18 protein-coding genes are annotated in these 25,531 nt (G+C 68.0%); 3 read left to right on the top strand and 15 right to left on the bottom strand.

Annotated features, from left to right (window positions below):
* Positions 1-72 precede the first annotated feature (72 nt).
* On the top strand, positions 73-1,617 hold the full coding sequence (locus FYK34_RS20750; RefSeq protein WP_149298782.1) for a sensor domain-containing diguanylate cyclase: 1,545 nt from the start codon (positions 73-75) through the stop codon (positions 1,615-1,617).
* Here FYK34_RS20750 and FYK34_RS17785 read toward each other — a convergent pair.
* The 8 genes from FYK34_RS17785 to hemC all read right to left on the bottom strand — a co-directional run bounded on the left by FYK34_RS17785 (position 1,614) and on the right by hemC (position 9,432).
* On the bottom strand, positions 1,614-2,042 hold the full coding sequence (locus tag FYK34_RS17785) for a MarR family winged helix-turn-helix transcriptional regulator (RefSeq protein WP_149298784.1): 429 nt from the start codon (positions 2,040-2,042) through the stop codon (positions 1,614-1,616). The two genes, FYK34_RS20750 and FYK34_RS17785, sit on opposite strands and share 4 nt — an antisense overlap.
* The gene (locus tag FYK34_RS17790) at positions 2,035-3,621 is read right to left on the bottom strand and encodes an MDR family MFS transporter (protein WP_231137308.1); all 1,587 of its coding nucleotides are present in this window, start codon (positions 3,619-3,621) and stop codon (positions 2,035-2,037) included. Before FYK34_RS17790 ends, FYK34_RS17785 begins: the two co-directional genes overlap by 8 nt.
* A 93-nt stretch (positions 3,622-3,714) precedes the next feature.
* Positions 3,715-4,635 carry a transcriptional regulator GcvA gene (gene gcvA, locus FYK34_RS17795; protein WP_149298786.1) on the bottom strand — a complete coding sequence of 307 codons (921 nt, stop codon included), beginning with the start codon at positions 4,633-4,635 and terminating at the stop codon, positions 3,715-3,717.
* Between the two features lie 349 nt (positions 4,636-4,984).
* A complete protein-coding gene (locus FYK34_RS17800) occupies positions 4,985-6,193 on the bottom strand; it encodes a heme biosynthesis HemY N-terminal domain-containing protein (protein WP_149298788.1) in 1,209 nt (402 codons plus the stop codon).
* A gap of 3 nt (positions 6,194-6,196) precedes the next feature.
* Positions 6,197-7,234 (bottom strand): uroporphyrinogen-III C-methyltransferase, encoded by a 1,038-nt coding sequence (locus FYK34_RS17805; protein WP_149298791.1) that lies wholly within the window; start codon positions 7,232-7,234, stop codon positions 6,197-6,199.
* Complete coding sequence (locus FYK34_RS17810; RefSeq protein WP_149298793.1) at positions 7,231-7,962, bottom strand: uroporphyrinogen-III synthase; 732 nt, start codon at positions 7,960-7,962, stop codon at positions 7,231-7,233. The genes FYK34_RS17805 and FYK34_RS17810 overlap by 4 nt, the downstream gene beginning before the upstream one ends.
* Positions 7,959-8,489 carry a DUF1697 domain-containing protein gene (locus FYK34_RS17815; RefSeq protein ID WP_149298795.1) on the bottom strand — a complete coding sequence of 177 codons (531 nt, stop codon included), beginning with the start codon at positions 8,487-8,489 and terminating at the stop codon, positions 7,959-7,961. Before FYK34_RS17815 ends, FYK34_RS17810 begins: the two co-directional genes overlap by 4 nt.
* A gap of 13 nt (positions 8,490-8,502) precedes the next feature.
* Entirely contained in the window at positions 8,503-9,432 is a 930-nt protein-coding gene (hemC, locus tag FYK34_RS17820; RefSeq protein WP_149298797.1) for a hydroxymethylbilane synthase, read from the bottom strand.
* Positions 9,433-9,664: 232 nt separating this feature from the next.
* Here hemC and ppc point away from each other — a divergent pair, with 232 nt between their 5' ends.
* On the top strand, positions 9,665-12,361 hold the full coding sequence (ppc, locus tag FYK34_RS17825) for a phosphoenolpyruvate carboxylase (protein ID WP_149298799.1): 2,697 nt from the start codon (positions 9,665-9,667) through the stop codon (positions 12,359-12,361).
* 97 nt (positions 12,362-12,458) lie between these two features.
* Here the strand turns inward: ppc and FYK34_RS17830 are convergent, their stop codons facing one another.
* The 4 genes from FYK34_RS17830 to FYK34_RS17845 form a co-directional block, all read right to left on the bottom strand.
* Complete coding sequence (locus tag FYK34_RS17830; RefSeq protein ID WP_149298801.1) at positions 12,459-13,709, bottom strand: M28 family metallopeptidase; 1,251 nt, start codon at positions 13,707-13,709, stop codon at positions 12,459-12,461.
* A gap of 84 nt (positions 13,710-13,793) precedes the next feature.
* Positions 13,794-15,266 carry a M4 family metallopeptidase gene (locus FYK34_RS17835; RefSeq protein ID WP_149298803.1) on the bottom strand — a complete coding sequence of 491 codons (1,473 nt, stop codon included), beginning with the start codon at positions 15,264-15,266 and terminating at the stop codon, positions 13,794-13,796.
* A 565-nt stretch (positions 15,267-15,831) separates the two neighbouring features.
* Positions 15,832-16,473 carry a pyridoxamine 5'-phosphate oxidase gene (pdxH, locus tag FYK34_RS17840; protein WP_149298805.1) on the bottom strand — a complete coding sequence of 214 codons (642 nt, stop codon included), beginning with the start codon at positions 16,471-16,473 and terminating at the stop codon, positions 15,832-15,834.
* Positions 16,474-16,497: 24 nt separating this feature from the next.
* Positions 16,498-17,415, bottom strand: a complete 918-nt coding sequence (locus FYK34_RS17845; protein WP_149298807.1) for a LysR family transcriptional regulator — start codon at positions 17,413-17,415, stop codon at positions 16,498-16,500.
* Between the two features lie 95 nt (positions 17,416-17,510).
* Here FYK34_RS17845 and FYK34_RS17850 point away from each other — a divergent pair, with 95 nt between their 5' ends.
* Positions 17,511-18,425 (top strand): DMT family transporter, encoded by a 915-nt coding sequence (locus FYK34_RS17850; protein WP_149298809.1) that lies wholly within the window; start codon positions 17,511-17,513, stop codon positions 18,423-18,425.
* Between the two features lie 49 nt (positions 18,426-18,474).
* On the opposite strand, the gene FYK34_RS17855 is transcribed toward FYK34_RS17850, so the two are convergent.
* Genes FYK34_RS17855 through FYK34_RS17865 form a run of 3 tightly spaced genes read right to left on the bottom strand, consistent with a single transcriptional unit; the run spans position 18,475 to position 25,484 of the window.
* The gene (locus FYK34_RS17855) at positions 18,475-18,636 is read right to left on the bottom strand and encodes a DUF2145 domain-containing protein (RefSeq protein ID WP_231137309.1); all 162 of its coding nucleotides are present in this window, start codon (positions 18,634-18,636) and stop codon (positions 18,475-18,477) included.
* Between the two features lie 36 nt (positions 18,637-18,672).
* Complete coding sequence (locus FYK34_RS17860) at positions 18,673-21,402, bottom strand: DEAD/DEAH box helicase (RefSeq protein ID WP_149298811.1); 2,730 nt, start codon at positions 21,400-21,402, stop codon at positions 18,673-18,675.
* On the bottom strand, positions 21,399-25,484 hold the full coding sequence (locus tag FYK34_RS17865; RefSeq protein ID WP_149298813.1) for a DEAD/DEAH box helicase: 4,086 nt from the start codon (positions 25,482-25,484) through the stop codon (positions 21,399-21,401). Before FYK34_RS17865 ends, FYK34_RS17860 begins: the two co-directional genes overlap by 4 nt.
* Positions 25,485-25,531 lie beyond the last annotated feature (47 nt).

A 25,531-nucleotide genomic window follows, 5' to 3' on the forward strand; every position in this document is an offset into this window, starting at 1 on the left:
GAGCGGGAGGGAACAATACCGATTTGCCGCCGCCTGCGAGGCCGCCTTGCGGTTCTTACGCAAAGGGAGATTATGCGCGGCGTAGTTTCGAGCATTTACCGACTGCCGGACGGGGTGGCCATCTTGCTGGCCGCGGCAGCTTACTGTCTGGCCAGCTGGCTGGGCGACCAGTTATTGACGCTGGAGCTGGGCATGGACAACGTGGTCTGGCCGCAGCCGGGCCTGGCGCTGGTGGCCATGCTGCTGCTGGGCTGGCGGGTGTGGCCCGGCGTGCTGCTGGGCGCGCTGCTCAGCGAGGCCTGGCGCTGGCGGCTGGCGCTGGCCGGCATGCACTGGCTGGAGCCGGCGCTGGGCGTGGCGCTGGGCGTGCTGGCGCAAACGCTGTTCGGCGTCTGGCTGATGCATCGTCACTTTGGCCGGCGCAATCCGCTGGATAGCTTCAGCCAGTGCATCGCGTTTTGCGTGATCATCGTGGCCATGACCCTGCTGGGCAGCCTGATCGGCACCGCCACCTTGTACCTTGCCCATCTGCTGCCGCAAAAGGAGCTGGTGGCCCGGCTATGCCTGTGGTGGCTGTGCAGCAGCTGCGGCACCCTGTTGTTCGGCAGCGTGTTCCTGAATCTCTACCACCAGGGGCGCCCGCGCCACAGCCGGGAAACCTGGTATGAAATCCTGGCCTATCTGGGCATGGTTTCCTTGCTGACCGCGGGCATCTTCATCTGGTGGCATCCCACGGTGGACACCACTTATCCGCTGGACATGCTGGCGCTGCCGCTGGTGGCTTGGGCCGCCTTCCGCTTCACCACGCGCGAGGTGTTGCTGGCCTTGCTGCTGATCATGCTGCTGGCGCTGTGGGGCACGCGCCACGGCGGTGGGCCCTATCTGGGCTATTCCGCCTACAGCACCCTGGTGATCCTGCAGACCTACCTTGGCATCCTGACCGTGGTGTCGCTGGGCGTCAGCGCGCTGATGTCCGAGCAACGCAGGATCAAGAGCGAGCTGGGCCAGCAGCAGGAGATGCTGGAACAGCAGGTGCGCATCCGCACCCTGGCCCTGGAGCAGTCGCACGCCGAGGTGCTGGCCTTGTCGCGGGTGGACCCGGTGACCGGCATCGCCAACCGCCGCTGCTTCGAGGAGAGCCTGGACGGTGAGTGGCGGCGCGCGCGACGGCTGGGGACGGCGCTGGGCATGCTGATGATAGATATCGACTTCTTCAAGCTTTACAACGATCACTACGGCCATGTCAGCGGCGACTATTGCCTGCGCGAAGTGGCGCAGGCCATCCGCAGCAGCGTGCGCCGGCCGCAGGACCTGGTGGCCCGCTACGGCGGCGAGGAAATCATCTGCCTGTTGCCTGACACCACGCCGGAGGGAGTGGCCTATGTCGGCGAGGCGGTGCTGGAGGCGGTGCGCGAGCTGCGCCTGCCGCATGCCGGCTCCTCGGTTGCCCCCTATGTCACCGTCAGCATCGGCGGCGCCAACATGATGCCGCGGGAAGACCTGGACAGCCGCCAGTTGATCGAAGCGGCGGACCGCGAGATGTACCGCGCCAAGCAGCAGGGCCGCAACCGCATGATCGTGGCCGGCCTGGACATGCCGGCGGCGGACGACGCCTAGCGCGCGCTCATGCGGCGAAAGCGCGTCTCCAGCTGCCGCAGCACTTCCAGCGTCACCTCAAGCTGTTCGGGATCAATGTCCGCCAGCGCCTGGCGGAAAAATTCCTGCCTGTGGGGGGCTGCCTGCGTCAACAGGGCGCGGCCGCCTGCATCCAGGGTGACCAGGGTCTGGCGGTTGTCCGCCGGATCGGTGTCGCGCCGCACCAGCCCATCGGCCTGCAGCTGCTTCAACTGCCGGGTCAGCGCCCCTGGGTCCATCTGCAGATGGGCGGCCAGTTGCTTCTGACTGGCGGTGCGCAGCTCTTCCAGCGCCCGCAGGACGCGCCAGCGCGGCAGCGCCTCGCCCACCAGGCTTTCAAAGGCGCCGTACATGGCGCGGCTGCTGCGGCCCAGCTGCTGCAGAAGATTGGGTTGGCTGTCATTCATGTTGCGGCGCCTGTGCGGAAAGGGGGGTGTCCAGTTGCACCGGCGGCACCTTGCGCACCAGCCACAAGCCCAGCAACAGCGATGCGGCCACCAGGATCTGGCTGAAGTGGATGGCGTCCACCAGCGCCAGCCGAGTGGCGGCCAGCAAGACTTCTGGCTGCGCCGCGGCGGCGGCGTGGCGGAACTGGGCCAGGATGTCGGCGTTGAGCAGGGTTTGCGGATCGGCCAGCCAGCGTTGCCATTGTCCATCGCCGCGCGTCGCCAGCATGGAGGCGACGCCCTGCTGGAAGCGGTGGCTGACCACCACGCCCATCACCGCGGTGCCCAGCATGCCGCCCACCATGCGCGTGGATTGCAGCATGGCGGTAGACACGCCCAATTGCTGGCGCGGCGCCAGCTGCTGCACGAAGATGGTCAGATTGGGCATCAGCAGGCCCAGGCCCAGGCCGCCCGCCATCATGATGGCGATGATGGCCGCGTGCGCGGTGGACGCCTGCACGCGGCTGAGCAGGGCCGCGGTCAGCACGAACATCAAGAGTCCCAGGCCCAGCAGCCGCGCGGGATGGCGCAGCCGCTGCACGATGCGGCCGTTGACCATGCTGCCTATGGTGATGAACACCACCAGCGGCGTCACCAGCAGGCCGGCCTGATTCGGCGACAGGCCGAAACCGGCCTGGAACATCAGCGGCGCGTAATACATCACGGCGAACATGCCGAAGCCCATCAGCAGAGACAGGCCGAACAGCGGCGCCAGGCCGGGGTGGGCCAGCATGCTGGGCGGCAGCAGCGGGTTGTCGCTGCGTTTTTCCCACCAGACCAGAATGGCGAGCGCGGCCAGGCTCAGCGCGGCCAGCAGAGCCAATAGCAGCGGCGGCTTGTGCAACGGCAGCCATTCCACCGCCAGCTGCAGCGAGCCCAGAAACAGCGCGATCAGCGCCGCGCCCTGCCAGTCCAGCCGCGACGGCGGCCGCGTGGCGTGGCGGATCACCGGCAAGAAGCGCCAGACAAAGCCCAGGCTGATCAGGCCCACCGGCAGATTGACGAAGAACACCGAGCGCCAACCGAAGTACTCGGTCAGGAAGCCCCCCAGCGAGGGGCCGACGGCGTTGGCCAGGCCGAAGGAGGCCGACAGCATCACCTGCCAGCGCAGCCGCTCCGCGGTGTGCGGAAACAGGTCCGGCACGCAGGCGAAGGTGGTGGCCACCAGCATGCCGCCGCCCACGCCCTGCAGCGCGCGCGCCAGCACCAGCTGCGGCATGGTCTGCGCCAGGCCGCAGAGCATGGAGGCGGCGGTGAACAGGACGATGGCGGTCAGCACGAAGGGCTTGCGGCCGTGGTCGTCGCCCAGTTTGCCGAAAATGGGCACAGTGATGACCGAGGTCAGCAGATAAGCGGTGCCGACCCAGGCATACAGCGCGAAGCCGCGCAGGTCGGCCACCACCGTCGGCATGGCGGTGCCGACCACGGTCTGGTCCAGCGCCACCATGATCAGTACGCAGCACAGGCCCAGCATGGCCAGCAGGCGTTGGCGGAAATCCAAGGCGGCGGAAAGGGGAGGATGGGGTTGTGGAGCGTTCATTCTTGACAAGGCAATAGTTGCTTAGGCAACTATTTTGCCGCCAGCCGAGCCGGCTGTGCGAACGCAGTGGTTAAGAAATATTGCGGGACGCGGTCAGTAACCCTGGCGCGCCAGCCAGCTGGCCTCTTCGCTGTGGGCGACGGTATGCACCAGCCAGTCGCGGAAGGCGCGCACCTTGGGCAGTTCGGCCAACTCGTGCGGATAGACCAGATAGTAGGCCCACTCGGTTTCCAGCACGGTATCGAACGGGATCACCAGGCGGCCGCTGTCCAGGTCCTGCGTCACCATGGAGGCCTGGGCCAGGGTCACGCCCATGCCGGCCACGGCGGCGTGCAGCGCGTACTCCAGCGCGTCGAAGGTGACGCCGCTCTCCGGGTTGACGCTGTTGACGCCGGCCAGCTTCAGCCAGCGCTTCCAGGTGTTCTGGTCGCGCCAGGGGTGCAGCAGGGTGTGGTGCTTCAAGTCGTCCGGCGTGTGCAGCGGGTGCTTGCCGGCCAGGAGGCCGGGTGCGCACACCGGGATCAGCTTCTCGCGGCAGATGCATTCCAGTCGGAGGTCCGCCGCGGCTTCCGGGCTGGACAGGCCGACCACGGCCAGGTCGTACTCGGCGCGGTTGAACGGTTTGTTGTGGATCAGCTGGGTCAGCAGGTGCAGGGTGTATTCCGGGTGGCGGGCCTGGAAGTCCGCCAGGTTGGGCAGCACCCAGCGCATGGCCGGCGTCGGCGGCATGCGCACGCGCAGGTCGCTCTGGCGCAGGCGCAGCGCTTCGCTGGCTTCGTTCAGCAACTGGAAGGCTTCGCGCGCCGGCTTGACCAGGGCCTCGCCCTCTGCGGTCAAGGCCAGGCCTCGGGCCTGGCGCGTGAACAGGGAGGCGCCGTAGTATTCTTCCAACGTCTGGACGTGGCGGCTGATCGCGCCCTGGGTCAGGCTCAGCGCCGCGGCGGCGCGGGTAAACGACAGATGTTCGGCGGCGACGACAAAAACGCGCAGGGCATTCAGCGGAGGCAGCTTCATGCTGTTACATGCCTTTTCTTCATAGTTTTCATGAGTTTAACTGCTTTGTGCGAATCGGCGCCACCGCTTATTCTGCTGCAGTGCCGCCGCCAGTCGCGGCGGTGGGCAGTCGCAACCGGAATGCATGGCTGACAACGCAATCATGCATAACGGTTGATTCTGGCACAGCTTTGTCTGACAAGCGACAACATTGTCTGACAATGAGGCGGCTGCACTCTCGTATGATTTGTCTGCCAGTCCACGTTGGCATGCACGGGCTCCCCGCGGGGTCCGATTTTTTTTGCCCGCAAGATAAAGAAAACGCCGCCGGCCGGCGAGGGCGGGCGGCGGCGGGCGCGTCGCGGCGGGCCTAGCAGCCCTGGTTCAGCGCCAGCTCCAGGCTCTTCTGGTAATGCAGCTGCGCCTGTTCCTCTTTGCCGGTGGCCTCGAATAGCCGCGCCAATTCGGCGTGGGCGCACAGCGTGGGCTGGATGGACACGCTGGCCTCCAGATAGGTTTGCGCCTTGCCCCACAGTTGCTGCGCCTGTGCCAGCCGGCCCAGCGCCAGCAGCAGCCAATGGTCGCGCGGGCGCTGCTTCAGCCAGTTGTCGGCTGCTTTCAGCAGTTCCAGCCGCTTGTCCACGCTGAGGTGGGCGGCCAGCTGGCCCAGTTCGCGCGCCAGTTCCGGCAGCTCCATGTCGTCGCCGGACAGCGCCTCGGCCAGCAGGGTGGCGGCATAGTCATAGGCCTGCAGCCGGATCAGGTGGGCCACCACCTGTTGTTGCAGCTGCGGGTTGCCGCGTTCGGCGTCGGGGATGCGGCGCAGCCAGTCGCGCACCTCTCGCTCGGACAGCAGGCCACCCAGCTGCTGCTGGTAGGCCGCCAGCCGGTAGCGCCGCGCCTGCTCCGGCTCCAGCGCGTCGGCTTTCAGCAGCTTCTCGGTCAGGCCGAGGATGGCGTCGGGCTGTTTCTGCATCAGCCGCACTTTCAGCTCCAGCTTCAGCGCGTTGGTCAGGTTGGGCGACAGCGCGCGCGCGCGCTCGATGGCGGCCAGCGCGCCCAGCGCGTCCTTTTCTTCCAGCCGCAGCTCGGCGTCCAGCATGTGGCGGGCCAGTTGCAGCTTGTCCGGCATGGCGTCCAGCTGGGCGAGGTAGCCGTCTCGCTTGTCGCCGGCGCCGGCATAGCCGGCTGCGCGCGCGGCGATCAACAGCGCCAGCGCGCGGTTTTCCTGTGAGTATTCGTCATCCAGCGACTTGGCGGCTTCGCGCTCGGCCTTCTGGTAGCGGCCTTCGAAGAAGGCGATGCCGGCTTCGCGCAGGGCGTGGCGGGAAGCCTTCAGCTTCTTCTGCCGCTGGAAGCGCTGCACTTGGCGCGGCATGTCGGCGGCCAAGGCGATCAGGCGCAGCACGATATGGGTGACGACGATCAGCAGCACCACCAGCACGATCATCAGGTTGAACGACACTTCCATCCGGTACGGCGGCAAAAACAGGATGGCGTAGCCGGTATTCAGGGTGGAGGCCAGCCCCACCAGCACGGCCAGCGCGAACAGGCCGGTAATCCACAATGCGAATCTCACCGTTTACTCCCCGCTGTTGCCTTGCGCGTCGCGCACCGCCTTCAGGCTGGCGTTCATGTCAGGCAGGCTGATGTCCAGGGGCGCGCCTTCCAGCTCGCCCAGCGTGGCCAGCCACTGCGTGGTGGCCGCGGCGTCGCGGTCGAAGTAGCGCTGCACATAGCTGCGCGCGGCGGCGATGTCGGCGGCGTAGGTCTTGCCGTCGCGCTGCAGCAGCGCCAGGCGCGCGTCCAAGAGCCGCATCTTCAGGTTCTCGCGCAGGAAGAAGGCCTGCTCCGGCGACAGCAGCAGCGCCTCGGGCTTGTCCATGCGGCGAATGTGCACCAGCTCGCCCAGGCTGCCGCTGATTTCGGCGGACAACCGTTCCCACCACGGCGCGGTGGCCGGCGGCAGCACGGGCTTGCCGGCCTGCACGCTGGCCAGCCGGTGCGAGTCCACCGCCAGCGGCAGCGAATCCACGCCCAGCATCAGCCGGTCCAGCTTGACCGTGAGGCCGACGCTGTCCAGATAGGGCAGCGCCTTCAGTTTTTCCAGGTCCGAGGCCACGGCCTTCTTCACGCTGATCAGCTGCGGGCGGTCGAACTTGGCCAGCCGCGCGTCCACCATTTCCAGCGCGGAGATGGCGGCGCTGACGTTGCCGGCCAGCTGCAGCTGCTGGCTGGCGATGGCCAGCGAGTGTTCGATCTCGGACAGCAGCCAGTCGGTGCGGTTCTTGGTCAGCTCCTGGTACATGCCGTTCAGGGTGGCGTACTGGCCGGCCGATTCGTTGACGCGGGCCTCAAGCAGCGCCAGTTTGCCGTCGGTGGCGCGCGCGGCCATCATGGCTTGCTCGGCGATGGCGCGCTGCTCCTTGCTGGCGCCGCTGCCTTCCGCCAGTCGGCGCGCCAGCTCCTGGCGCATCGAATCCAGTTGTTGCTGGGTGGTGAAGAATTGCCAGCCGGATATGCCCAGGGCAGCCACCGCCACCAGGATGGCGAAGTTGTGGCGCTTGCGGGAAACGGTTGGCTGGGCCGGGATGGCTTCGTGGATCTGGGATTCGCTCATGGGTGACGACGGAACCATTCTTTGAGGCCGGCGACCAGTGCGGCGTCGTCGGCCCGGGTTGTCACGACGCGCGCCGCGCCGAAGGCGGCCAGGCGCTCGGCAATGCGCGGATGCGGCACGCAGTACAGCAAGCATTGTAGCGCTCCGGTCCGGCTCGGACCAGCCAGACGGAACAATTGCTCTACCATTTCGCCTGAGGTGATGATGACGGCATCGGGCGGCGCGGCGTCGAAAGCCGCCCAATCCGGCGCGCCGGCGACGCGGCGATAAACTTCGGCGATGTCTATCCGCGCGCCGCGCCGGGCCAGCGTGTCCGCCAGCAGCGCGCGGCCGCCCTGGCCGCGGACGATCAGCCAGTTCTGGCCGCTGACATCGGCCAGCTCGGGCAAGGCCAGCAGCGCCTCGCTGTCGCTGTTTTCAATAGGATGCAGCACGGCTTGGCCGGACAGAGCGGCCAGCCGTTTGGCGCTCGCCGCGCCGACGCAGGCCAGGCGCTTGCCGGCCAGATCCTGCCCTGCCAGCGCGGGCCAGCTGGCGTCGATGGCGCTGGGGCTGACCCAGAACAGCGTGTCCGCCCGCGCCGCCCTTGCCGGCAGCGCGGCCAGCGCCGCCGGCAAGGGCTCGATTTCCATCAGCGGCAGATGCTCGGCCTGCCAGCCCTCGCCGCGCAGCCTGTCCAGCAGGCCGGCGCACTGCGCCAGCGGGCGGGCGGCGAGGACGCGTTTCATCGCGGCAGGACCTGTTGCAGTTTGAGCGTGGTGGCCCAGTTGCGCAGGGTGAAGCGTTCGCCCAGCCGCTTGGAGAAGACGGCGGCCAGCGGGCTGTCCCGCAGGCCGTCCGGGCACCACAGATAGGCCGCGCCGTCGCCGACATGCAGTTGCTCGACGCCGCCGCGGCCGCAGTCCAGCCGCGCGCAGTCGGCCAGCGCGGCCGGCTCCAGCGGAAACGCCACCAGCAGGCGGGCGGGGTCGCCGGCTTGTCCGGCATAGGGGTTGTTCGCGACGACGGCGTCCAGCTCGGCGCCGCTCAGCGCCAGCACGCGTGCGGAAAAGCCGCAATCGCGGACGATGGCGGCTTCCAGGCCGGCGGCCAAGGTAGCCGCCGAGGCGTGGCGGCACAGCAGATTGCCGCTATTGAGCAGGGTGGCGATATCCGCCGCGCCCAGCTCCGCCGCCAGGCGGCGCAAGTCCGCCATGGCGATGCGCTTGGCCTTGCCGACATTGACGCCTCTGAGCAGCGCGACGCAGGCTTCCATCGCTCGCTCCGCGTCAGCGCGGATCGGCCAGCACCGCCTCTATCAGCGGGCGGGCGCCGTCGTCTATCAGTTTCTTGGCCACGGCGCGGCCCAGCGCCTCGGCGTAGTCGGCCGGCGCGCTGGCGCTGGCGGTCAGCACCACCGAGCCGTCCGGGTGCGCCACTAGGCCGCCCAGGGTCAGCGTGCCCTCGGCCAGCGTGGCGAAGGCACCCAGCGGCACCTGGCAGCTGCCGCCCAGCTCCTTGGCCAGCGCGCGCTCGGCGGCGGTGCAGGCGCGGGTGGCCGGATCATTCAGCGGCGCCAACAGCGCGGAGAGGTCGGCGCGGTCGGCGCGGGTCTCGATGCCCAGCGCGCCTTGTCCGGCGGCCGGCAGGCTTTCCGACGGCGCCAGCTCGCTGCGGATGCGCTCGGCCAGGCCCAGGCGCTTGAGGCCGGCGGCGGCCAGGATGATGGCGTCGAACTCGCCGTCGTCCAGTTTTTTCAGCCGGGTCTGCACATTGCCGCGCAAGGGTTTCACCGCCAGCTGCGGGAAACGCGCGCGCAGCTGGGCTTCGCGCCGCAGGCTGGAGGTGCCCACCACGCTGCCGGCCGGCAGCTCGGACAGGCTGTGGTAGCGGTTGGAGACGAAGGCGTCGCGCGGGTCTTCGCGCTCGCATACCGCCGCCAGCGCGAAGCCTTCCGGCAGCGTCATCGGCACGTCCTTCAAGGAGTGCACGGCCAGGTCGGCGCGTCCGTCCAGCAAGGCCTGCTCCAGTTCCTTCACGAACAGGCCCTTGCCGCCTATCTTGGACAGCGTCTTGTCCAGAATCTGGTCGCCCTGGGTGGTCATGCCGAGGATTTCCACCGCCAGATGCGGGTACAGCGCTTGCAGGCGGGCCTGGATGTGTTCGGCCTGCCACATGGCCAGCCGGCTCTCGCGGCTGGCGATGACGATTTTGTCCATGAAAGCGGATTCCCTTGCAGTTGATGGGCGGAATTCTACCACGCGGCCGTCATGGGCTTGTCCTACCTGTTGCTGCGATGCGGCAAGATCAAGGCGAAGCGCGGAAAAATGGCGTAGCGTGACCACTACGCGGCGCAAGCTGCTTATGATGAATGTTTGCCCTTGACCGGTGAGGCATGGCCATGGCCGCCGTGGCCATGCCTGACGAGTCAAAACCAGGGACGACAATAATATGCACGATCAAGACAAGGATTTGCCGCTGCGGGCCGACCTGGCCTGTCTGGACCGCTTGCTGGCCGAGGTGGTGAATGAACAAGAAGGGGCGCTGGTGTCCGGCGCGGTGCAGGCCATCGCCCTGCGCCGCGGCGACGAGCGCAGCCACCCGCTGCCGCAGCTGGCGCCGCAGGCGGCCGCCTCTTTGCTGCGGGCCTGCGGCCTGTACGCCCAGCTGTTCAACATCGCCGAGGACCTGCACCACAACCGCCGCCGCCGCGCCCACCAGCAGGCCGGCTCCACGCCGCAGCAAGGCAGCGTGGCGCGGGCCTTGGCCAAGCTGCGCCAGGACGGCGTCAGCTTTCATGCGCTGCACCAGCTGCTGAGCCATGCCCAGATCGGGGCCGTCCTGACCGCGCACCCGACCGAGGTGCAGCGCCAGAGCGTGCTGGACGGCCACCGCGCGGTGCGCCGCTTCCTGTCGCAGCTGAATGCGCCGGACCTGACGCCGGAGGAGCGCGAGGAACTGGAGGCCAAGCTGAAGCGCGTGATCCTGGCCTTGTGGCAGACCTCGGAAATCCGCCATTTCAAAATGACGGTGCGCGACGAGATCAGCAACGGCGTGGCCTACCACCCGCTGGCCTTCTTCGAGGCTTTGCCGGCGCTGTATCAGCGGCTGGAGCGCGAGATCGGCCAGCTGTGGGAGGAGACGCCCAATCTGCCGTCCTTTATCCGCGTCGGCAGCTGGATAGGCGGCGACCGCGACGGCAATCCCAATGTCGACGCCGGTTTGCTGCGCCACGCGGTGACGCGGCAGGCGCAGCAGGCGTTCGAATACTATCTGCAGGAATTGAAGAGCCTGTACCGCGAGCTGTCGCTGTCGTCGCGGCTGGTGGAAGCCGGCCCCGATGTGATGGCGCTGGCGGAGGATTCGCCGGACACGGCGGTGAGCCGCGCCGAGGAGCCCTACCGCCGCGCGCTGGCGACGATACAGGGCAAGCTGCGCGCCAGCGCGCGCCTGCGCGGCGTGGAGCTGGCCTGCCGCTGGGACGAGCGCGCGCCCTACCGCGACCACCACGGTCTGGCGCGCGACCTGGCCGCGTTGTCGGCCTCGCTGCGCGCCCACGGCAGCGCCTTGCTGGCCGAGGGCCGCCTGGCCAGGCTGCTGCGCAGCGTGGACGTGTTCGGCTTCTTCCTGATGCCGCTTGACCTGCGCCAGCACGCCGCCGTGCATGAGGGCGTGGTGGCCGAACTGTTCAGCGCCGCCGGCCTGGAGGAGTACCGCGCGCTGGACGAGGCGGCGCGCGTGCGCGTGCTGAGCCGCGAGCTGGCCACGCCGCGCCTGCTGTTCTCGCCCTATCTGCGCTACGGCGAGCAGGCCGAGAAGGAGCTGGCCATCTTCCGCGAGGCGGCGTCCATCCAGCGCGAGTTCGGCGTCGAGGCCATCGGCCAGTGCATCATTTCCAACTGCGCCAGCGTCAGCGACATCCTGGCGCTGGCCCTGCTGTGCAAGGAGGCCGGCCTGATCCGGCTGGACAATGGCGTGCCGCGCGCCAGCGTCAACCTGGTGCCGCTGTTCGAGACCATCGCCGACCTGGAAAACAGCGAGACGGTGATGCGCGCCCTGTTCGCCCTGCCTTGGTACAAGCAGCTGCTGGACAGCCGCGAGCGGGTGCAGGAAGTGATGCTGGGCTATTCCGACAGCAATAAGGATGGCGGCTACCTGACCAGCCAGTGGCAGCTGTATCAGGCGGAAACTCGCCTGGTCAAGGTGTTCGCCGAGGCCGGCGCGCGCCTGCAGCTGTTCCACGGCCGCGGCGGTTCGGTGGGGCGCGGCGGCGGCCCGTCCTACGAGGCCATCGTCGCCCAGCCGGCCGGCAGCGTGGCCGGCCGCATCCGCATCACCGAGCAGGGCGAGGTGATCACCGCCAAGTATTCCGACCCGGCCATCGCCGGCCGCAACCTGGAAGCGTTGGTGGCGGCCACGCTGGAAGCCAGCCTGGGGCATATTCCGGGCGGCGAGATCGACGCCGCCTTGTTCGACGAGCTGTCGGCCAGCGCGTTTGCCGCCTACCGCGGCCTGGTGGAGACGCCGGGCTTCATGCAGTACTTCCTGGAGGCGACGCCGGTGACGGCCATCGCCCGGCTCAATATCGGCAGCCGCCCGGCCTCGCGCAAGAGCCTGTCGTCCATCGCCGATTTGCGCGCGATCCCATGGGTGTTCTCCTGGTCGCAGTCGCGGTTGATGCTGCCGGGTTGGTTCGGCGTGGGTTCGGCGGTGGCTGCCTATGTGCAGGCGCACGGCGACGCCGGCCTGGCCAGGTTGCAGCACCTGTACCGGCACTCGCCCTTCTTCCAGGTGATGCTGTCCAATATGGAACAGGTGTTGGCCAAGGCCGACCTGGGCATCGCGCGCCGCTTCTCTGAACTGGTGGCGGACCGCGGTTTGGCCGCGCGCTTGTTCGGCGCCATCGAGGCTGAGTGGCAGAAGACGCATGACGCCTTCTTCGCCATTACCGGCCAGCATGAGCTGCTGGAGGGCAACCCCACGCTGCGCCGCAGCCTGGAGACGCGGCTGCCCTTCCTCGACGCGCTGGGCCTGCTGCAGGCGGACCTGCTGGCGCGGCTGCGCGCCGAGCCGGACGACGAGGACACGCTGTACGCCATCCACCTGACCATCAACGGCACCTCCGCCGGCTTGCGCAACACCGGTTAAACCGCGTCCAGCAGCGGAAAAAAAACGCGGGGCCGGCTATGCCGGACCCGCGTTTCCACAAGCGCCGTGGCTGGCGCGCCACCGCGGCGGAAAACGCTCAGCGTGCCTTGCCGCTTGGGCCGTCGCTGCCCAACTCCACGACGTAGGCCAGGGCCAGTTGCGAGAACTTCAGCGCGTGGCGCGCCTGGCTTCCAGAACTGGCCAGCGTGTCGTTGCGGCTGTGGATGTAGGGATTGGAATTGTCGAAGCTGGATTCGAAGGGGAAGGACGCCGCGTAACCCTGCGCGTTCCACGAGGCATGGTCCGAGCAGGCGTAGCCGCATCGGCTGTAGCCGACGCTCAGGTTGGGCAGGTAGGCCTTGGCCAGATTGGCCAGGAAGGCGTTCTGCGCCGCGTTGGTGTAATCGGTGAACAGGAAGATGTCCTGCGCGTCGCCCTGGTAGTTGGTCATGTCCAGCTGCAGCGCGCCCACCACCTTGGCCTGTTGCTGCTTGAAGCGTTTGGCGATGTCGGCCGAGCCGCGCAAGCCCACTTCTTCCGCCGCGTAGGCCATGAACTTGATGGTGCGGCGCGGCTGGTAGTTGCCGGCCAGCAGCACGCGCGCCACCTCGGTCAGGCTGGCTACGCCGGAGGCGTCGTCGTCTGCGCCCGGCGCGCGGCTGTTCTCGCCGGTGCCGCTGCCCACGGTGGAGTCCAGGTGGCCGCCCAGCACGACGGTTTCCGCCGCGTTGTCGGTGCCCTTTATGGTCAGGATCACCGATTTCTGCGGCAAGCCGGCGTGGCTGAATTGCTCGACGGTGACGTCGGCGCGGTTGCCGGCCAGTTGCTTCCACTGGCTGGCGATCCAGTTGGACGCATTGACGCCGTGGCTGGTGGTGTAGAAGCGGTTCTGGTAGCTCGACAGCGACTGGATGGTGCCGAGGATGTTGCTGTCCTGCAGCTGCGGCAGCAGCTTGTTCACCGCGGCCTGATTGTCTATCGCGTAGCTGGGCGCGGCCAGGGCAGCCAGCGGCGCGGCCGGGCCGGCCAGCGCGGCTTGGGCCTCTTTCAGGCTGCCGTGCACGATGTAGCCGCCGCAGTGGCGCAGGTTTTGGTGGATGGCGTCGGACAGCTTGGGCAGCAGCGCGTCGTCCACTTGGACCAGATGCACGGTTTCCGCGGCGGCGCTGCCCTTGGCCAGGCGGCCGTCCGCCGCCAGCTTGCGGCTTTCCTGGCTGTGGGCCGACGCGTCGATGCCGCGCAGCAGCTGGTAGCCCTGATCGCCTACGGATATCCAGACCGGTTTGGCCTGGACCGCGCCGGCCAGGCCCATCAGGATCAGCAGCGCGGATGGTTTGGGTTTCAACATATGAGGAACTCCCGAGCGAAGGCCGGCGCCTCCCGGCGCCGGCCCGTGGTCAGCCGCGGCCCGCGAAGGGCCGCGAGGCGGGGCTTACTGGCAGCTTACGCCGACGGCGCTGAAGGCCTTGGTCACGTCCGCGCTGTTGTAGCCGCGGGCATCGGCCGCCTTGATCACGCCGCAGGCGGCGCTGTTGTAGGTGGCGTTGGCGTCCCAGTACAGGCGGTTGGCGTCGGTGAACACTTCAAACGCCTTGCGGGTGTTCCAGCCGGCGCTGGTGGCGATCAGGTAGAAGGCCTTGTTGTACACGCCGCTGGAGTAGTGTACGTCCAGGCCGTCGTAGTAGTCCTTGGCGTTGCCGATGGAGCCGCCGTCCTTGGTCGGGTCGGCGAAGTAGCGCAACGCGCCGGTCTTCTTGAAGATCTCCGCGCCCACCAGGAAGTCGTTCTTGCCCTTCATGTAGTACTCGGCGGCTTCGCCGGCCATGTCGGAGAAGGCTTCGTTGATGCCGCCGGATTGGCCGTCGTAGACCAGGCCGGAGTTCTGCTCGGTGAAGCCGTGGCTGACTTCGTGCGCGGAGACGTCCAGCGAGACCAGCGGATAGAAGGTGCGGTAGCCGTCGCCGAAGTGCATGGCGCTGCCGTCCCAGAACGCGTTTTCATAGTTGCGGCTGTAGTGGACCTTCATGTACAGCTTCTGGCTGATCGGGCGCAGGCCGAACCAGTCCTTGTACAGGTTGAACACCACGTTGCCGAAGTAGTGCGCGTCGTTCAGCGGCGAATAGGCGCCGTTGATCTGCTTGTAGGTGTTGGTCGGGCAGGCGAACTTGTACGGCGTGCTGCCGCTGGTGCCGCCGTTCAGGTTGACGGTGATGACGTTGCCGCTGTCCATCTTGCAATCGCTGGTCACGATCAGCGGGCCGTAGTCCTTGCCGTAATAGTACTGGCCTGTTTTGGCATTGCCGCCGGGGCCGTTGGCTTCGGCGTGGCTCAGGCCTTCCCATTGCTTCAGCACCTGGCCGCTGTTGGCGTCGATGATGAAGTTCGGACGGCTGGGGGCCTTGCCGTCGTCGACGACGAAGGACACCAGGTAGACCAGCTGCGCGACGTTGCGATCGTTCAGGCGCACCACCAGTTCGGTCTTGTCGTTGTACGTGCGCTGGCCATTGGCTTTCAGCGACTTGGCCTGGGACAGGACCTGCTCGCGGCTCAGGGTCGGCTTGGCGGAGGCCAGGTCGGACTGGATGCCGGCGATGTAGTGGCCGGACAGCTTGCCCGGCACGGCTTTCAGCGCGGCGGCCGATTTTTCCTCGACCACGGCCTCGCCCCATACCGGCACGCCTTGGTAGTACTGCTGATAGCGGGTCACCACCTTGCCGGTGGAGAACTGGGTGCTGCGCAGCGGCTTCAGGTCTGCCTGATTGACGCCGGTGAACGCCGAGGCGCTGTCAGCCTGGAGCTTGCCCATTTTTTCCAGATTGATGCGTTCCGCCGACATCGCCGCCGAGCTGAAGACAGCCAGGGCGGACAGGACCAGACCACGCAGCATCAGTTGCTGTTTTCTCATCACGTAACTCCATATGTAGACAAGGCGAGAGTTGGGTGTGTCTCGCAATACGCCGACGGCGGATGGCCGGCGGCTACGGGCCGCGATACGGGGCCGGACGGGTTGTCGTTCTCTTGTCGGAGAAAGGACGAACGATGCTGCCTGGACGATGTGGATTCGCCGGCTGTCTGTTGCGGCCGTGCGCATCGCCCCGCTGCATGGTTCGCCACCCGGTTTTGCTGGTCCGGGCCGCGTCTGCGCGGCAGCCTTGGGAGGGCGGGGATCGGCCGGCGCCCTGCCAGGCGGGCGGCGCGATCGGGACAAAGGCTAGTGTCCTGACCCGTTTAATCCCAAATGCATAAGTTAGGTATTGGATTTTTCGCCCTCATCCGCATCTGTTCTTTGAGTCAGTTGCCAGGGATTTTCTGCGCAGGAATTTGCTGGATCGTTTGCCTGGCGGGGCGGGATGTGCTGCTTGAGGCGGGAGCGTGGTAATGAAAAAGCCCGGATGATCCGGGCTTTGGTTTTATTCACAGAGGGTTTTTGCAAAAAAATGACACTCGCGTCCTGGCTGGCCCGGACAGGCTCAGGGCGCCAGCCTAGACAGCGTCCAGCCGCCGTTTTCGCCCAAGGTGTACAGCACGCGGTCATGCAGGCGGCTGGGGCGGCCTTGCCAGAACTCCACCCGGTCCGGCACCACGGCGTAGCCGCCCCAGTGCGGCGGGCGCGGCACGTTGATGGGGTAGCGGGCGCCGTACATCGCGGCGCGCGTCACCAGCACGGCTTTGGACGAGATTTCGCTGCTCTGCTCGCTGGCCCAGGCACCCAGGCGGCTGGTGTAGGGGCGGCTGGCGAAGTAGGCGTCGGACACTTCCGGCGCCACGCGGCAGGCTTTTCCTTCCACCCGCACCTGGCGCTCCAGCTCCGGCCAGAAGAAGGTGAGCGCGACAAAGGGATTGGCGTCCAGCGCCTGTCCCTTGCGGCTTTGGTAATTGCTGTAGAACAGCAGCTGCCCGTCTTCCACGCCCTTGAGCAGCACGATGCGCGAAGACGGCCGCCCGTCGACGCCGACCGCCGCCAGGTTCATCGCCGTGGGCTCGTGCACCTGGGCGGCGATGGCCTCGTTGAGCCAGAGCTCGAACTGGGCGACTGGATCGGGCAGGCAGTCATCCGGCGACAGCTCTTTCTTTGAGTATTCCAAACGGATGTCGGCAAGGTTCAGCGTCATGTATTTCTCCTTAGACCGATCATCTTAGTGCATCGCGCCAAGGGCGGGAATGGATGGCGCTTGCGCCGGCTCAAGCGCGGCGGCTGGCGCCTGCCGCAACAGCTCCAGCATGGCGTCCAGCGCCGGGTGGCGCACGCCGCGGCGGCGCACCAGCAGGGTCTGCGACAGCCGCAAGTCGTCCGGTAGCGGATGGACCGAGACCTGGGCCGCTTGCAGCGGCATGCTGTCCAGCAGGCTTTGCGGCAGCATGGCCAGGCCCATGCCGCAAGCGACGCAGCCTAGCATGGCGTGATAGGAGCCCATCTCGATGACGCGGCGCGGCTGCAGGCCCTGCTCCTGCAGCCAGGACTCCAGCCGCTGACGGTAGGCGCAGCCGCTGCCGAAGGCCAGCAGCGTGGAGTCCGCCAGCCAGTCCAGCGACAGGCGCTCCCGGCCGGCCGCGGCCACCAGCACGATGGTTTCCTCGAACACCGGGATTTCCTCCAGCCGCTCGTCGCCGAAGGCGCCGCTGACCAGCGCCGCGTCCAGCCTGCCTTCGCGCACGGCGTGGACCAGGTCGCGTGAGACGCCGGTTTGCAGTTCCAGCTGCACCTCGGGGTAGCGGCGGTGGTAGGCGGCCAGGGGCGGCGCCAGCCGCGCGCCGGCCGTGCTTTCCATCGATCCCAGCCGCAGGCGGCCGCGCGGCGCGCCGTCGGCCACGGCTTGGCCCGCTTCCTCGGACAGCGCCAGCAGGCGTTCGGCGTAGTCGTCCAGCCGCCAGGCGGCGTCGGTGGGGATCAGCCGCTTGCCCTCGCGCAGGAACAGCGCCACGCCCAGTTTGTCTTCGAGCTGGCGCAGCCGCGTGGTGACGTTGGATTGCACCCTGTGCAGGCGCTGGGCGGCGCGGGTGACGCTTTCTTCCTGCAGCACGGCCTGGAAGATACGCAGTTCGTCTAGCTCCATCATTCTCTCCTTGAGATGATTATTATCATAATAATTCATTTTTAATGAATGATGGGGCGGGCTAGCATGGGCGCATTCCTCACTGGAGAACCGATATGTCCGTTCACTCTTTGCGCCGGGGCTATCTGGCGGCCTTCGGCGCCGTCGCCATCTGGACCGGCTTCAACATCGTGTCGCGCCTGGCGGGAAAGGGCGCGCTGGCCGGCACCGATGTGCTGGCGCTGCGCGTGGGCACGGCGGCGTTGGCCTTGCTGTTTGCCGGCGGCCTGCCGGCAGGCGCGCTGCGCGACGCCAGGATCTGGCTGCTGACCTTGCTGGGCGGCCTGGGCGTCAGCATCTTCGCCTATTGCGGCTTCAAATACGCGCCGGCGGCGCATGGCGGCTTGCTGCTGCCGGGGCTGCAGCCCTTTTTGGCGGCGGTGTTCGCTTGGCTGTTCGCCGGCGAGGCCTTGCAGCGCCATAAGCTGCCGGGCTATGCCTTGATCGCGCTGGGCCTGGCCATCAGCGCCATGCCGATGTTCGGCGCGGCCGGCGGCCATACCCTGCCGGGCGACCTGCTCTTGCTGCTGTCCTCGCTGAGCTGGGCCAGTTTCGGCGTGCTGGCGCGGCGCTGGGGCTTCCAGCCCTGGCCGCTGACGCGCGCCATCACCATCATGGCGGCCCTGCTCTACCTGCCTATCTATGTCTTGTTCCTGCCCAAGCATCTGGCGGAGGCGTCCTGGGGCGCGCTGGCCTTCCAGGCCGTGTACCAAGGCGTGGGCGCGGCCATCTGCGCCATGCTGCTGTATCTGCGCGCCAGCGCCATCCTGGGCACGGTGCGCGTCAGCGCCCTGTTCGCCTTGATCCCGATTCTGGCCGGCCTGCTGGCGGTGCCGATTCTGGGCGAACCGTTGACCGGCTACTTGGCCGCGGGCCTGGTTTGCGTCAGCCTGGGCGCCTGGCTGGCGGCGCGGGAGGGCAAGCCGACGGCCACGGCTGCCCGCTTGTCGCCGGGGCTGAATCGCGCTTAGCGCCGATGACCGCTCCTGGTGCCGCGTTGCCGGGTTTGGTTGGCGGCCCTCAGTAGCGTCTGGCTTGGGGGCCGGCGATCTCTTCCACTTTCCAGCCTTCCTCGCGGCCATCCAGGAAGTGGATGATGGAGTCGACCGACACCGTCTGGATGCGGTCGGCGAAGCGCAGCTCGTTGGGATGGTCGTCGAAGGCGACGTTGGCCTTGAACATGCGGCCGCCACGAGGCGTCGCGGGCAGGCGCTTCCGCTAACCGCCCACCCCGCGCAGCAAGGCGAGCAGCGCCTCGCCGTCCAGCCGCGCGCTGGCGTCGCCGCCGGCCAGCAGGCTGTCGGCCAACGCGCGCTTGTCGCGGTGCAGCTCGACGATTTTTTCCTCGATGGTGCCGGCCGCCACCAGCCGGTACACCGTCACCGGCCGCTGCTGGCCCATGCGGTAGGCGCGGTCGGACGCCTGGTCTTCCACCGCCGGGTTCCACCAGGGGTCGAGATGGATCACGTAGTCGGCGGCGGTGAGGTTGAGGCCGGTGCCGCCGGCCTTCAGGCTGATCAGGAACAGGTCGCCGTCGCCGGCCTGGAAGGCGTCCATGCTGGCCTTGCGCTGCTTGGCCGGCGTCGATCCATCCAGATAATGGAAGCGGACGCCTTGCTGCTTCAGGTGCTCGGCCACCAGCGCCAGGTGGTCGACGAACTGGCTGAACACCAGGGCCTTGTGGCCGTTGTCCAGCAGCTCCTCGCAGATCTCGGCGAAGGCCGCCAGCTTGCTGGCCGGCAGCGCGCTGTCGGGCTGTACCAGCTTGGGATGGCAGCAGAAGCGGCGCAGCCGGGTCAACTCGGCCAGCGCCTGCATGGTCTGGCCGCCGGCGGCCGGATCGGCCTCCGCCACGCGGGCCAGCGCTTCCTGCCGCATCGCCTCGTAGACGTGGCGCTCCTGCTCGGATAGCTCGATCAGGCGCGTGGCCTCGGTCTTGGGCGGCAGCTCGGTCAGCACCTCGCGCTTGGTTCGGCGCAATAGATAAGGCTGGATCAGCGCCTTCAACTGCGCGCGCGCGGTCTCGTCGCCATCGGCTATCGGCTGGGCGTAGCGCTGCTCGAACTGCGCCAGATTACCCAGCAATCCCGGCGCGATGAAGCGGAACAGGCTCCACAGCTCGCCCAGATGGTTTTCCACCGGCGTGCCGCTGGCCGCCAGGCGGAAATCGGCGCGCAGGCTTTGCGCCACCTGGGCGCGCTGGCTCTGCGGGTTCTTGATCGCCTGCGCCTCGTCCAGCACCACGGATGCCCAATGCACCTCGCCGAACGCCTCGGCCTCGCGCTGCAGCAGGCCGTAGCTGACCACCACCAGGTCGCCGGGGCCGATATCGTCCAGCCGGCGCTGCTGGTGGTAGGCGCGCAGGCGCAGGCTGGGCGCGAAGCGGGCGGCTTCGGCCAGCCAGTTCAGCGCGACCGAGGTGGGCGCCACCGCCAGTTGCGGGCCCAGTTGGGCGCGGGTCAGCAGCAGCGCCAGCGTCTGCACCGTCTTGCCCAGGCCCATGTCGTCGGCCAGGCAGGCCCCCACGCCCCAGTGCGCCAGCCGCGCCATCCAGGCGAAACCCTGTAACTGGTAAGGCCGCAAAGTGGCCTGGAGCGTGGGCGGCACTTGCGGTTCGAACGCCGTCGCCTCGCGCCAGCGCGAAGCCTGCCGCTGCCAGCCGGCGTCGCCGTCGAACTGGCCGGCCTCCTCGCCCAGCGCCTGCAGGCGCGGGCCGGCCAGCGGACTGATGGCCAGCCCGTCCGGGCCAGCGTGGTCCACCATCCTGGCCAACTCGCCGAGCCGCTGTTGCAGGCTGCTGGACAAGGCCAGCCAGTCGCCGTCGGACAGCTGCAGATACTTGCCCTTCTGATTTGCCAGCGCCGCCAACAGGTGGCGCAGGGTCAGAATGCGGCCGTCGTCCAGCTCCAGCTCGCCCTCGGCTTGCAGCCAGCCGCCGCGCCGCTTCACTTTCAGTTTCAGCTGCGGCATGCCCTCGGCGGCGGCCAGGCGGATCTTGTCGCCCTGCGGCCATAGGCAGGCCACGCGCGCCTCGCCGGCCGCCTGCAATTGCGATAGCAGAGACAGCGCCGAGTGCTGGTCGGTGAACAGCCAGCCGTCGCCGTCGCGCTGGCCGCGCGCGATGGCCGGGCAAGCCTCGCGCAGCGCGCGCAGCCGGCGCGCCTCCTCGGCCAGATCGCGCGCGAACTGGCGGTAGGCGCCGTCTATGTCCAGCACCAGGCCGGCCGCGCCGCGGCCCGGCGCGCTCCAGGCGGCGGCCGGGTGCGGCTTGACCTTGAGCTGCAGGCGCAGGCCTTCCGGCTGGCGGGTCAGCAAGGCGTACAGCGTCGGATCGGCGGGTTCGCAGGGCTGGGCGGGATCGAATTGCGGGCTGGCGTCCACCAGCGGCAGGCCGGGCGCGACCTCGCGTATCGCCTCCAGCACGCGCTGCCGCGCCTGCCAGGGCACGGTCAGGCCATTGCCCACCAGGTCGGCCAGCGCCGTCAGCTCGTCGGTCAGTTGATAGACCAATACCCGCTCCGGCTGCGGCCGCTGCCACAACAGGCCGCCGCAGCTGGCCAGGCCCTCGGGCAGCAGCTTCAAGCGCAGCTCCGCGCCGACGCGCTCCAGCTGCAGCGCGGCCTGGCCGGCCTCGACGCGGAGGCGCCGCGCCGGCGCGTCGGCGTCGAACAGCAGCGGGTGGTCTATCAAAACCGGCAACAGCGGCGCGGCGTCGATCAAGCCGGCGTCGCCACCGTGCTGTTCCAGCCAGTGGAGCAGGCGGCGCAGCAAGGGCAAGTCGCGTTCGGCTACGGCGGCGCGCGCTTCGTTCAACAGTGAAGTCAGCGAGCAGGCGCGGCCGCGGCTCCAGCCCTCCGGGCCGGCGCTTTGCAGCAGCGGCTGCAACTGGACGCCGGATTCGGCCAGGCGCAGGCGCCAGATCAGGCGCAGGGTTTCGCTCAAACTCACGCGCCTTTCAGCAAGGCCAGCAGCGCGTCGGCGTCCAGCTTGGCGCTGACTTCGCCGCCTTCCAGCAGGCTGTCGGCCAGGTCGCGCTTCTTGGCGTGCAGGGCGACGATCTGTTCTTCTATGGTGTGCTCGGCCACCAGCCGGTACACCGTCACCGGCCTTTGCTGGCCGATGCGGTGCGCGCGGTCCGAGGCCTGGTCTTCCACCGCCGGGTTCCACCACGGGTCCAGGTGGATCACGTAGTCGGCGGCGGTGAGGTTGAGGCCGGTGCCGCCGGCTTTCAGGCTGATCAGGAAGATATCGCCCTCGCCGGCCTGGAAGGCGTCCACGCGGTTCTTGCGCTCCTTGGCGCTGGTGGCGCCGTCCAGGTACTGGTAGGCGATGCCTTGTTGATCCAGATATTCGCGCACGATGGTCAAATGATCGACGAATTGGCTGAAAACCAGCGCCTTGTGGCGGTTTTCCAGCAGCTCGTCGATGATTTCCGCGCAGGCGGCCAGCTTGCTGCCAGGCAGCGCGCTGTTTTTGACGGCCAGCGAGGGGTGGCAGCAGAAGCGGCGCAGGCGGGTGATTTCCGCCAGCACCTGCAGCGGTTTGCCGTCCTCGTCGCCCAGCGCGTCCAGCTTGTCCATCGCCTCCTGGCGCAGGGCTTCGTACAGGTGCATCTCGTCGCGGCTGAGCGTGACCTTGTGGGTGATTTCGGTGCGCGGCGGCAGCTCGTCCAGCACCTGGGTCTTGTTGCGGCGCAGGATGAAGGGCTGGATCAGCGCCTTGAGCGCCTTGCGCGCGGCGTCATCGCCGTTTTCGATCGGCGCGGCGAAGCGCTGGTTGAACTGTTCCTGGCTGCCCAAGAGGCAGGGGTTGAGGAAACGGAACAGGTTCCACAGCTCGCCCAGGTGGTTTTCCAGCGGCGTGCCGCTGACGGCCAGGCGGAAGTCAGCGTTCAGCGCCATGGCGGCCTGGGAACGCTTGGTCTGCGCGTTCTTGATGGCCTGCGCCTCGTCCAGCACCACGCTGCGCCAATGCTGGGCGGTGAAGGCGTCGGCTTCCTGCTGCAGCAGGCCGTAGCTGGTCACCACCACATCGAAGGGTCCCAGCCCGGACAGGTCGCGGTTCTGGTGGAAGGCGCGCAGGTTCAGCGTGGGGGCGAAGCGGGCGGCTTCCGCCAGCCAGTTCATCGCCACCGAGGTGGGCGCCGCCACCAGCTGCGGGCCGTCCGGCGCGCGTTCCAAGAGCAGCGCCAGGGTTTGCACCGTCTTGCCCAGGCCCATGTCGTCGGCCAGGCAGGCGCCGACGCCCCAGCGCGCCAGCCGGGACAGCCAGCGGTAGCCTTCCTGCTGGTAGTCGCGCAGCTCGGCTTGCAGGGTGGAGGGCGCGGCGGGATGCCAGTCGCGCAGGGATTCGAGTTGCCGCAGCTGTTTTTGCCAGCCGCTGTCGGCCTCGAAGGCGCCGGCTTCCGCCTGCAGCTCGGCCAGGAGCGGCGCCGTCAGCGCATGGAAGCGCACGCCCTGCCTGCCGTCGCCATCGGCCAGCAGCGCCAGCTGTTCCAGGCGGCGGCGCAGGCTTTCGCCCAAGGCCAGCCAGTCGCCCTCGCCCAGTTTGACGAAGCGGCCGCGGCTGTGGCGCATCAGCTGCAGCAATTGACGCAGCTGCAGCACGGTGCCGTCGTCCAGCGCCACCTCGCCCGAGAGTTCGAACCAGCCGCCGTGCGACTGCAAGGCGAAGCGCATGCCGCCCATTTCGCGCCGGCCCTGGATGCGCATGCGCTCGCCTTCCGGCCAGACGCACTCCAGCAAGGCAGGGTCGATGTCGTGCAGTTGGCTGAGCATTTCCAGCGCCGCCTGCGGTTCGTCCAGCTGCCATTCGCGGCCGTCGCTGTCGGCCAGGCGCAGCGCTGGGCAGGCGGCCTCCACGGTTTTCAGCGCTTTTTTCTCCGCCTTGAGATCGCGCACCGCCTGCACCGGTTTGCCGTCCTGTTCGCCCAGCACGTTTTCCATGCCCTGGCCCGGCCGCTGCCAGCCGCCGCCAGGCAGCGGCCGCACCAGCAATTGCAGGCGCAGGCCTTCGTTCAACGGCAGCAGGTGGGCGTACAGCTTGCTGTCGGCGGGCACGCTGTCGATGTGGGCGGCCAGCTCCGGCAGGTCGGAGTGGATGGGCAGCAAGGGGGCGATGCCGCCGATGGCGTCGATCAGCTGTTTCTTGCCTTGCGGCGGAATGCATAACTCTTTGCCGACGATGGCGGCGATCTGGCGCGCCTCGTCGCTGACGGGATAGACCAAGAGCCGGGTGGGTGTTTCCTTGTCCCAGACCAGGGCGCTATCCGGGCGGATCTTGTCCGGCATCAGCCGCAGCCGGATCTGGCTTGCCGATTCTTTCAGCTGCAAGGCGACTTGGCCGATGGCCACATCGAGCCGGGTGTCCGGCGCATCGGCCCAGAATACCGCCGGGTGGCCCGCCAGCGCCGGCAGCGCGGCCTCGCCATCCAGTTCGTAGTGGCTGCCGCCGTAGTAGTAATCATAGTTTTGCCGGATATGGCCGATGATTTCCCGGTCCTGCTCCAGCAGGTAGTCGAAGCTGTCGCTTTCCTCGCGCAGGCGCTTGAGTGCCACGGCGCGGCCCTTGCTCCACAGGCCCTTGGCGGACAGCTTCTGCTCGCGCGGCTCCAGCGTCGGGCCGCCGCGGCCCAGGGTCAGCAACCAGGCCAGGCGCGACTCCGCCGCCGGCTTGTCCGCCTGCGGAGCAGGCTTGCCCAGCAAGGCCAGGGCATTGAGCGCGTGTTGCCAGGCGGCCTGCTTCTGGTACAGCTGGAACCACGGCGCCAGCTTGCGCTGGCTATGCCAGTCCGACTGCGCGCGCGGCTGGCCGAACTGCGCTTCCATCAGCGCGTCGATTTCCTCGGCCGCCAGCGCGTAGCCATCACGGCGCAGCTGCTTGGCGAACATCTGCAGCGCCGCTTCCCATTGCGGCGTGTTGGCTGCCGGATCATCCAGCCAGTAGCGCAGCAGCGCGCAGACCAGGCCATCCAGGCCTTGCAAGCGCGGTTCCCGCTCCAGCGCCACCTTGGCATTGCCCTCGCTTTGCCATTGCAGCCGCAGCAACAGCGGATAGGCTTCGCCATATTGGTGCTTGATGCCGTGCTTGATCAGCTCGGCCAGGGTCTTGTTGCCGGCGATGTCGCCTTTGGCCACCAGGGCCAGCGCGTACAGCAGGTTGAGGTTGGGCGGCAGTTCCAGCTTGCGCTTGCGCGTTTGCGCGCGCACCTGGGCCAGCCAGGATTCGATGGATTGCAGGGCTTCTTCGGGTTGGCCCTGTGCCAGATGCAGGGCGATGGCCGGCACCAGGACCAGTCCTTCCGGACAGATTTCGCCCAGCAGGTCCAGCTCGCCGCGCCAGATGGCCAGCAGTCCGGCCGCGTCCTGCAGCGCCAGCTGGTCCTTGAAGTCATGCTCCAGCCTGCCGATGACGTATTGATAGGCCGGCGCGGCGGCTTGCATTTCCCAACCCTGGCTGATCAGCACCGGCAGCAGCAGCGCCGTTTGGGCCGTGGCCGGCAAGGCTGCCAACAGCTGTTGGCCGGCTGCGTCGGCCAGCAGCATCTCCGCCAGCGGCGGATGCTGCTTCATCCGGCTGTGGGATTCCCAGATCGGCAGCCAGCGTATCAGGCTGGCGACATCGCCTTCCAGCAGGGCCTGCCACATTTCGATGGGGCAGTGTTCGGTTCCGGTCTGGCCCCAGCTGGGCCGCTGGCCATCCAGATAGGCTTTGACGCCGTCTTTCCAGCGGGCAAACGCGCCGCGCCGCCACAAACCCAGCAAGGCCTCGTTGTGACGCAGCCGCCGCATGCGGTACAAACCGGCCTGGCTGAGGCCCAGCCATTCCTGCGCCAGCAGTTCGTCCAGCGGGCCGGCCAGCGCGGCGTGATCGAGCTGGCGGGTGGCGCTGGCGCGCACGCCCATGCTTTTGAGGAGGGCGAGCAAGGCGGTCTTGTTGCGCCCGGACAGCGACATCAGCAGGGCGAACAATACCGCTTGCTGGATTTCGCTTAGGGCATCAAAGCGGGCAGTCAGGGGGGAGGCAGACATGAAAAAGCCGTCGGACAGATGTCGGACGGCCATTATGCCAGATCAAC

Source organism: Chromobacterium paludis (assembly GCF_008275125.1).
Classification (GTDB): Bacteria; Pseudomonadota; Gammaproteobacteria; order Burkholderiales; family Chromobacteriaceae; genus Chromobacterium; species Chromobacterium paludis.